Annotated in this window: 7 protein-coding genes; 4 read left to right on the top strand and 3 right to left on the bottom strand. The window is 60.7% G+C overall.

Annotated features, from left to right (window positions below):
- Positions 1–253: 253 nt before the first annotated feature.
- Entirely contained in the window at positions 254–2,932 is a 2,679-nt protein-coding gene (gene adhE / locus CXZ10_RS06795) for a bifunctional acetaldehyde-CoA/alcohol dehydrogenase (RefSeq protein ID WP_101288300.1), read from the bottom strand.
- A 461-nt stretch (positions 2,933–3,393) separates the two neighbouring features.
- On the opposite strand from adhE, the gene CXZ10_RS06790 reads away from it, so the two are divergent.
- The gene (locus CXZ10_RS06790; RefSeq protein WP_101288299.1) at positions 3,394–4,404 is read left to right on the top strand and encodes a LacI family DNA-binding transcriptional regulator; all 1,011 of its coding nucleotides are present in this window, start codon (positions 3,394–3,396) and stop codon (positions 4,402–4,404) included.
- A 195-nt stretch (positions 4,405–4,599) separates the two neighbouring features.
- Positions 4,600–5,133 carry an SDR family oxidoreductase gene (locus CXZ10_RS06785; protein ID WP_244617292.1) on the top strand — a complete coding sequence of 178 codons (534 nt, stop codon included), beginning with the start codon at positions 4,600–4,602 and terminating at the stop codon, positions 5,131–5,133.
- Positions 5,134–5,465: 332 nt separating this feature from the next.
- Here the strand turns inward: CXZ10_RS06785 and CXZ10_RS06780 are convergent, their stop codons facing one another.
- Positions 5,466–5,801 carry a winged helix-turn-helix transcriptional regulator gene (locus CXZ10_RS06780; protein ID WP_101288298.1) on the bottom strand — a complete coding sequence of 112 codons (336 nt, stop codon included), beginning with the start codon at positions 5,799–5,801 and terminating at the stop codon, positions 5,466–5,468.
- A gap of 104 nt (positions 5,802–5,905) precedes the next feature.
- Between CXZ10_RS06780 and CXZ10_RS06775 the strand changes: the two genes are divergently transcribed.
- Positions 5,906–6,610: a glutathione S-transferase family protein gene (locus CXZ10_RS06775; RefSeq protein ID WP_101288297.1), complete on the top strand. Its 705-nt coding sequence runs from the start codon at positions 5,906–5,908 to the stop codon at positions 6,608–6,610.
- 648 nt (positions 6,611–7,258) lie between these two features.
- On the opposite strand, the gene CXZ10_RS06765 is transcribed toward CXZ10_RS06775, so the two are convergent.
- Positions 7,259–8,257, bottom strand: a complete 999-nt coding sequence (locus tag CXZ10_RS06765; RefSeq protein ID WP_244617293.1) for a quinone oxidoreductase family protein — start codon at positions 8,255–8,257, stop codon at positions 7,259–7,261.
- Between the two features lie 74 nt (positions 8,258–8,331).
- Between CXZ10_RS06765 and CXZ10_RS06760 the strand changes: the two genes are divergently transcribed.
- On the top strand, positions 8,332–9,312 hold the full coding sequence (locus CXZ10_RS06760) for a LysR family transcriptional regulator (RefSeq protein ID WP_101288296.1): 981 nt from the start codon (positions 8,332–8,334) through the stop codon (positions 9,310–9,312).
- The last annotated feature ends 63 nt before the right edge of the window (positions 9,313–9,375 follow it).

The following is a 9,375-nucleotide window of genomic DNA, read 5'->3' as shown; positions in this document are numbered from 1 at the left end:
GTTACGACCGATACGACCAAAACCGTTGATGGCGACCTTTACTGCCATGCTCATCTCCCAGATAGGCTGGTTATATTTCGAGAACCCTGAATCTCTTTGAAAAGAGACTTGCAGTATTCGCAAAATCGTTCCGAATAACCGGATGGCATCGGTGTACGCCGATGATATCGGGTTGTCACTTCAGAAGGTTTGAAGGCGTCCGAAAGCAAAACGGAGGCAGGTTGCCCCGCCTCCGTTCGCCTATTTCAGGGTGTTACTCCGCCGCCTTGCGACCGCCCTTGGCGGGCTTGGCAGCCTCGACGGGCACCGCCTCCACCGTCTCGATGCGGTCGGTCGGTTCGACGTAGGCCCGGCCGTAGTAGCTGTCGACCAGGATGGCCTTGAGCTCGGAGATCAGCGGGAAGCGCGGGTTGGCGCCGGTGCACTGATCGTCGAAGGCCTCGACGGCGATCTTGTCGACCTTGGCGAGGAACTCGGCTTCCGGCACGCCGGCCGCCTGGATGGAGGCCGGGATATCGAGCTGCTTCTTGAGATCCTCGACCCAGGCGATCAGATTGTCGACGCGCTGCTGGGTGCGCTCGGCATGCAGGCCGAGGTGCGTGGCGATCTCGCCGTAACGGGCCCGGGCCTTCGGACGGTCATACTGCGAGAAGGCCGTCTGCTTGGTCGGGTTGTTGGTGGCGTTGTAGCGGATCACGTTGCAGATCAGCAGGGCGTTCGACAGGCCGTGCGGCAGGTGGAAGGCCGCGCCGAGCTTGTGCGCCATGGAGTGACACACGCCGAGGAAGGCATTGGCGAAGGCGATGCCGGCGATGGTGGCGCCGTTATGCACCTTCTCGCGAGCGATCGGATCGTTGGCGCCTTCCTTGTAGGAGGCCGGCAGGTAATCCTTGAGCAGCTTCAGCGCCTGCAGCGCCTGGCCGTCGGAATACTCGTTGGCCAGCACCGAGGCATAGGCCTCGAGGGCATGGGTGACGGCGTCGATGCCGCCGAAGGCCGTCAGCGACTTCGGCATGTTCATGACGAAGTTGGCATCGACGATAGCCATGTTCGGCGTCAACTCGTAGTCGGCGAGCGGATACTTCATGCCGGTCGAGTCGTCGGTGACGACGGCGAACGGCGTGACTTCCGAACCCGTGCCGGAGGTGGTCGGAATGGCGACCAGCTCGGCCTTGATGCCCAGCTTCGGGAACTTGTAGATGCGCTTGCGGATGTCCATGAAGCGCAGCGCGAGATCCTCGAAGTGGACTTCCGGATGCTCGTACATCACCCACATGATCTTGGCCGCGTCCATGGCCGAGCCGCCGCCGAAGGCGATGATCACGTCCGGCTTGAAGGACATCGCGCGCTCGGTGCCCTTGCGGACAGAGGTGAGCGTCGGATCGGCCTCGACATCATAGTAGGTCTCGACGTCCATGCCGTGGCTCTTGAGGAGCTCGATGACCCCGTCGGCATAGCCGTTGAGGAACAGGAAGCGGTCGGTGACCACCAGCGCGCGCTTCTTGCCCTGCAGGTCCTTGAACGCCTCGGCGATGGCGCCGCGACGGAAGTAGATGGACTTGGGGAGCTTGTGCCAGAGCATGTTTTCGGCTCGCTTCGCGACGGTCTTGCGGTTGATGAGGTGCTTCGGACCGACGTTGTCGGAGATCGAGTTGCCACCCCAGCTGCCGCAACCGAGCGTCAGAGACGGCGCCAGGTTGAAGTTGTAGAGGTCGCCGATGCCACCGAGGGCGGACGGCGAGTTGATCAGGATGCGGGCCGTCTTCATCTTGTCGCCGAACCTGGCGACGCGGTCCTGATGCCGGTCCTGGTCGGTGTAGAGCACCGAGGTGTGGCCGATACCGCCGAGGGCGACCAGCGCAGCGGCGGCGTCGACGGCAGCCTCGAAGTCCGGACGACGGTAGAGGGCGAGCGTCGGCGACAGCTTCTCATGAGCGAAGGGTTCGCTCTCCTCGACGCTGTCGACCTCGCCGATCAGGATCTTGGTGTCGGCGGGGACAGCGATGCCGGCGGACGCGGCGATCTTGACGGCGGACTGACCGACGACGTCGGGGGAGAGATGGCCGCCGGGGAACACGACGTTGCGCACGGCGCCCAGCTCGTTGCCCGAGAGAATGTAACCGCCGTGGCTCTGGAAGCGCTCGCGCACCGCGTCATAGACGCTGTCGACGGCGATCACCGCCTGCTCGGAGGCGCAGATCATGCCGTTGTCGAAGGTCTTGGACATCAGGATCGAGGCAACGGCGCGCTTGATGTCGCCGAACTCGTCGATGACCACCGGGGCGTTGCCGGCGCCAACGCCGATGGCGGGCTTGCCGGAGGAGTAGGCCGCCTTCACCATGGCCGGGCCGCCGGTGGCGAGGATCAGGTTGACGTCGGGGTGACGCATCAGGGCGTTGGAAAGTTCGACCGACGGGGTGTCGATCCAGCCGATGATGTCGGCCGGGGCGCCGGCGGCGACGGCGGCGTCAAGCACCAGCTTGGCGGCGGCGCAGGTCGACTTCTTGGCGCGCGGATGGGGGGAGAAGACGATGCCGTTGCGGGTCTTCAGGCTGATCAGCGCCTTGAAGATGGCGGTGGACGTCGGGTTGGTGGTCGGCACGATGCCGCAGATGAGGCCGATCGGCTCGGCGATGGTGATGGTGCCGCCGAGTTCGTCTTCCTCGAGCACGCCGCAGGTCTTCTCATCCTTGTACTTGTTGTAGATGTACTCGGACGCGAAGTGGTTCTTGATGACCTTGTCTTCCACCACGCCCATGCCGGTTTCTTCGGCGGCCTGCATGGCAAGCGGGATGCGGGCGGCGGCGGCGGCGAAGGCTGCCTGACGGAAGATCAGATCGACCTGCTCCTGGGAGAACGTCGCGTAGATTTGCTGGGCGCGCTTGACGCGTGAAACCAGTGCGTCGAGATCTGCCGGGCTGTTGATAGGCATGTTCTTCTCCTGTCTCCAAGCATTCGTCCAGAAGGCGTTCTGTTTGTTCCGCCGACGTTTGCCGCATTCAGCTTTCGTCGGTCGGGCTTTCTGACCCAGAGGGCGAGGCGGTCTGTGGAGGACCTTTCGTGGTCCGCTCTGTTTTGTCCTGCTGCATATGGGATCGTTTTCAGGCCAACGGTCAAGCGTTGAACCGATTAAGTTCCCAGTGCGTAGTGGTACTACAGACGCACCAAAATTCTTCTAAAAGGCGTTGATAGAAAAGGTGAAATCGACGAGTTCCGGGGAATTTGGCCGCTCTTGTCCCAGAACTTGGTAGACCATTTGAGAATCCTATCAGAAAAATTACTGATTTCAAATTGGTGCGCCTGAGCAAGCTTCCTGTAATCCTTTTCAGTGGTTTCGAGGGCGTGGAGGGCGCCATCGGGAAACCTGGGTCAGGGTCATGGGACCTTTTCAAAATGGCGGTTAGTATCAAGGACGTGGCTCAGAGAGCCGGTGTGTCGGTCGCGACCGTCTCGCGGGTGTTCGGCAACGGACCGGTCAGTCCTGAGCTGCGTGAGCGAGTGGAGAAAGCTATCGCGGCAACGGGCTATCGACCCAACCTTTCGGCCCGCCGATTGCGCTCTCAACACTCCCAGACCATCGGCCTTATGGTGGCCGATATTCGCAGTCCGTTCTTCACCGCGTTGAGCCGGGTGGTCGAAGACGAGGCCTATCGCTCTGGCATGCGCGTCATCCTCTGCAACACCGATGAGAGTGCCGACCGCGAGGCAATGTATCTGCGCCTCATGGAGGAGGAGCGAGTCACCGGCCTGATCTGGGCGCCGACTCGCGGTGGTCTCGAACGGCTGGCCGATGACGATCTGCCGTTTCCGGTGGTTCTGGTCGATCGCGGTGGGCCGGTCGGCCATCATGACAGCGTCGTTCTCGACAACCAACAGGCAACGATCACCCTCGTCCGTCATCTTCACGCCATCGGCCGCAGCCATATCGTTGGCCTGTTCGGCAACACGTCGTCGACGGCGGTCGACCGCCATCTTGGTTATATCTCGGCAACCGCATCGCTCGGCCTGTCATCGGAGGCCTTCTTCGTGGCGCCGAATGCCGAGGCGGCCGAGCGCGAGATCCTCAAGGTGTTTTCCCGTCCCGATCGGCCGGACGGCGTCATCGCGTCGAGCAACCTGATGCTGCTTGGCGTCGTCAAGGCGATGCGCCGGCTGCAACTCAGCACGCCGGAGGACGTCGCCATCGCTGGCTTCGACAACGAGACGTGGTCGGAGTTGGTCGGTCCCGGCCTCACGGTCATCGAGCAGCCGGTCGGCGACATCGGCCGCATGGCGATGACGCTGCTGTTCGACCGATTGAAGGCGCCAAAGGCGCCGGCCCGCAAGGTGATGCTGTCCGGCCGGTTGATCGTGCGCGGCTCGACGGCGCCGGTGACCGGCCTCGTCGACGAGCCGGTGGAGTAGCTCATCTAGCGCCTTGCTCATCATGCCAGTGTTGCGCACCACCCACGCATCACAGCAATCCAATGAGAGGATCGGTCAAAAGCAGAGAGAGTTTGGCGCGCGACATTCTCCCCGAACAGTCATTTGTCGGAAGCAGCATTCCCAACAGAAGTGCGAAAATGGCTACATCGAAAACCGCGCTGGTAACCGGGGTAAATGAGGTTATTAGCCGGGCAGTTGCGAGGCAACTGCCGGTCTCAGGGGGGCAAGGTCTGGCTAGGCGCTCGGAATGCAGATCGAGGAAAGGTGTCAGCTGAGACCTTGGCTGCCGAGGGACTGGACGTTCGCTGGCTTGAACTCGACGTCACAAGCGATGAGAGCGTGGCGGCCGCTGCCAAGATTGTCGAAGCGGCAGGATCCGGTCTTGACGTCCTCCTAAGTAACACCGGTATCGCGATCCGATCCGATCTCCCTCCAAGTCAGCAGCAACTTGCCGACATCCAAGCCACGTACGACGTCAATGTTTTCGGCCCATCCGGGTCACTCAGGCATTCTGTCGTTGCTTCTGGCTTCACCAGCCGCTCGCATTGTGATGGTGAGGAGCTACTCCGCATCTTTCGGGCGTGGACTCGATCTCACCAGTGCCAGCTATCCCGTCAACACGATGAGCCATGGAAGCGCAAAAAGTGCTTTGAGCGCGATAACCGTGGCGTTTGCCAAGGAGCTTGCCCCTCAGGGCATCTAGGTTAATTCGGCAGGCCCCGGCTACACCGCAACCGATCTCAAGAACACCAGGGGCCTGGACCGTGCAGCAGGCCGCCAAGGTGATTATTACCTTGGCAACGCTGGACTACGATGGGCCGACCGCCAGGGTATTTCGATGAAGATGGTCCGATGCCTTGGAAAGGCTCAGAGGGCATAGCGATGCTCCTGCCGACAAGCGGCAGCAGATTGAGGCGACCCCGTGAGACATGCTGAGCGGAGAGTATCGAGGCGCGGCATGTCCGCTTTGGGACCATCGCTCGGCAAGTCGAGATACCACACTCCCCGCCCTCGAACGCTCAAGTTGCCGTGTCATGCCTTCAGGTCGTGGTCGTGCCTGGTTGATGTAGATGCATCTCTGCCCACCAGTCGCCCAGTGCATCCAGGAGCGGCACCAACTTACGGCCAGCCGGGGTAAGATCATACTCGACCCGCAGAGGATAACCTTCGAACTCGGTCCGCTGCACGATGCCTGCCTGCTCCAACTTGCCGAGCTCGAGCGCCAGCATCTTGTGCGAGATGGTCGGATTATCGCGACGCAAATCGGCAAAGCGCTTCGTCCCCTGCTGTAGATAGTAGATGAGGAGACCCGGCCAGCGCCCGCTCAACGTCTGCATCGCTTCTTCGATAGGACAGCGCGAGACAAGATTCTTCATGGGTGCCTCATGGTTGCAAAAAGGTGCGTAGTTTACTTGTCCGTCCAGGGAACTAGTCTTCGCGTGCGCTGCGCAGCGTGATCAACAGAAGTCATGGGATGACAATGGAACCAATCCTCATTTATGGCTTCCCTTTGGGAAGTTCCATGGGCCTGATCGCCGCGCTCGAGTGGCTTGGCAAGCCCTATCGTCTTTGCCGCGTCGACATGGTCTCTGAAATGCACGAGCCCGCCTACGCGCGTCTCAATGCCCGTCATGAAACCCCTGTGCTCGTCACCGATCGCGGTGACCCACTTACCGAAACAATGGCGATCGCACACTGGTTCGAGGCGAGAGATTGTGAGCGGCGCATCAGCTTCGACCCGCTTTCGCCCCAGATCGACCGGATGCACCAGCTGATGGGTTTCATAAACACGGGCTTTACCGGCGCCTTTTCGCCGCTTTGGGCGGCTCTCGAAATGCGGCCTCCAGATCCATCTCTGCAAATGGCGCTGCGTCGCTGGGGCCGTGATGCGGTCATCAAGCGCCACGATAAGCTTGAGGCTATGGCCGGCGACGCGTCCTACTTGGCCGGCGAAAAACCGACCCTCGCCGATGCCCTCTTCATTGGCATCGCCCGCTGGCTCGATTTCCACGACGTCGCGGAGCGAGCACGCTGGCCGCGCCTGAATGCCCTCAGAACTCGGCTGGAGGCTGATCCTGCGGTCCTCTACGCAACCGCCGTCGAGAGTGGCGAGATTCCGCCTGACACCGGCGTCTGCCGCGGACACGTGCCACTCGCCGAGGTCATCGAGCGTTATGGCCGCTGAGTCGTGAGGCAGTTGGGGGGCGCGGGCACCCGAGCGGCTGGCTGCGCTCCTCCGCATAGTCGATCCAGTTTAACAATTGAGGCCCGCCTGATTCCAGACGCCGCCGAGGGCCTCCTGATATTCGCTTGAGATATGGTCTTTTTGATCAAGTCCGCTGTCGTCAGGTCTTCGACCATGGCACGTACGAGTTCGCCGGTGAAGGTGCCAGCGTCGCGCCGCCAACGCTGTTCATGACGGCGAGGCAGTCGTCGAGGTGGCGGTGGCGGATCGCATCGGCGAGTAAAAGCGTGTGCCTTCCGCACCGTTGTGAATGGCTTCCGCCATGAAATCGCAAAGAAAGTTGTTGGACCCGGCGCTGCGTATCAGGGCAACGTCAAGGTCCTCTGTTGCGGGCAACGCATCAGCCTGCGCCGGTTTGCAAGCCTCGGCGTGACGCTGAAGTAGGTGTTCGCCGCTGCCCTTCAGTTTCGACCTCTTGAGGAGCCAATAAAGTTAGGATATCGCGCCTGAGCTTTGCCTCGCGCGCTTCCTGCACCGCTCCTCAGGCATCGATTTTGCCGAAATCTATCCGGCTGTGCAGATCGAGGTCGAACCTACCGTAGAGACTGAAGTGGTGTCCTGGCCGAGGCCTGTCTCCGAACCCAGAACTCAGTCAGTTGAGATCACTACTTTCCCCCGGACTGCGCCGGTCTCCAAGCTTGCGTGGGCTTTTGCCACGGCAGCGAGCGGTTGAACGTCGAACACTTGGGGAACGATGCGGCCGCCCCGCAGGTCGGTGGCCATCTTGGCAAGAGTAGCAGATAGTCCTGCTGGATCGATCGTATAATACGTGTAGATGTCCGACACGCGAATTCCGACGCTCTTGGTGAAATGAGTCATAAGAAGGTCGGCGGCGCTTCCTGTTGGGGGACCGGCGAGGTGGCCGAAGCTTATCAGCTGCCCCATTGGGGATAGTAACATCAAGTCTTCCGCTATGGTCGAGCCCGCAACCGCATTCAGACAGAGCTCGACGCCACGGCCGCCAGTTAGTTTCATCACCTGGTCGAACACCGAAGCTTCCTTGTAATCGAAGGCCGCAGAGGCGCCGTTGGCCAAGACGAAGTGATGCTTTGCTTTGTCAGTTAACGCGATCGTTCTGAAACCTGCGTTTCGAGCGAGCTGCAAGGCTGCCACTCCCACCCCGCCCGCCGCGGAGCGCACGAGCACCCAGCTTCCTGCCTCCAGTCTTCCGTAGTCGAAAAGCATATGATGGGCTGTGACATAGGCGACCGGCGTGGCTGCCGCAGCGGAGAATGTGATCTCCTCGCCTATCGGCGCAACATAGCGGGCATCAACGCAAACGAACTGTCCGTAGCCGCCCGCCGACAGGGGGCCAAACCACATGACCCGCTGTCCGACCTCGAAATCGCAAATCCCGCTGCCCACTTCTTGGACTATGCCTGCTCCCTCCACACCTGGGATGAACGGCAGCGGTACGGCCTTTGCGAGCTCGCCGCGCCGGATCATTAGGTCGATGTTGTTGACTCCGGCGGCGTGATTACGAATAAGCAGCTCGCCCTTGGCAGCGACCGGGCGCGGCGCTTGGCGCACCTCAAAAGCGTCGTCGCCGTAACGCATAATCTCCGCGACTGTCATCGTTGCTGTCATTTCGGCCCGCCTTCTTGATCCCGCTGGGAAGATTGTTATCGCGCGGCCGAGCGGTTTCAGGCAAATTGATCATCATGAAGAGCAAATTCACGCTAGATGAACAGCTTTACGGTCGTTGGGGCACGTTTAATGAACGCGAACTGCGGCGCGTGGATCTAAATCTGCTTCTGGTCTTCTCTGCGGTCATGCGCGAAGGCAGTGTCAGGGGAGCAGCACGACGCCTCTATCTTGGCCCCTCCGGCATCAGTATGGCGCTGACTCGACTTCGCACGGTCCTCGGGGCAGATCTCTTCGTTCGCGGAAAATCGGGGCTGATGCCGACTCCGTTCGCGCAACATCTTTACGACCGAATCCTCCCCGCTTTAGCGGAGATCAACGCGGCCATTTTGACTGGCGACGAGTTCGAACCTGCGACAGCTTATCGAACGGTACGCGTTGCCATGACGGACGATATCGAGATCAACCTCGGTCCGCGATTGATCCGCCGGCTCCAAGACGAGGCGCCAAATATGGACTTCATCATCCGCGCCGGAGACTATAGCAATGCTACCTCGATGCTTGACGATGACCTCGTCGATCTCGTCATCTGTGCGCGACCGTCCCGGCGGGAAGCGCGTCATCGTGTCCAATCTCTATATACCGAAAGCTTCGTCGTCCTTTCCGGAAGCCCTGCTACCGGAGCAGACAGTGTGATGCCCCTCAGTGTGTACACGGGGACCCCACACGCGCTTGTTTCTGCGAACGGCCTATCGAGCGGCCTTATAGATGAGTCCCTTCGCACTTTAGGCGCGACGCGACGGGTTGCTGTCGTGGTGGAGCGTTTTTCTACGTTGCCGCATCTCCTGAAGTCATCGAACCTGCTAGCCAATGTGCCAAGTCTTTCGGCTCGCGTGCTATCAAAAACGTTTGGCCTGACCAGCTACACTCTACCCTTTGCAAGTCCACAGTTCGAGGTAGTTGCCGTCTGGCACGCCAAGTTCGATGTTGATCCCGCGCAGTCGTGGGTTCGGTCGATCGTCAGCCAAGAAGCGGCGGCGATGAGGTCGTTCGTATAGCATTCATATCGCCGCCCGATTTCCGGTCGACCTACTCGGCATTGAGTCAAGACAACGCGCATT

This window comes from Pleomorphomonas diazotrophica (assembly GCF_002844595.1).
GTDB classification, from domain to species: Bacteria; Pseudomonadota; Alphaproteobacteria; order Rhizobiales; family Pleomorphomonadaceae; genus Pleomorphomonas; species Pleomorphomonas diazotrophica.
Note: the sequence above shows the minus strand (reverse complement) of the source record. Positions and strands in the feature narration are given on the sequence as shown.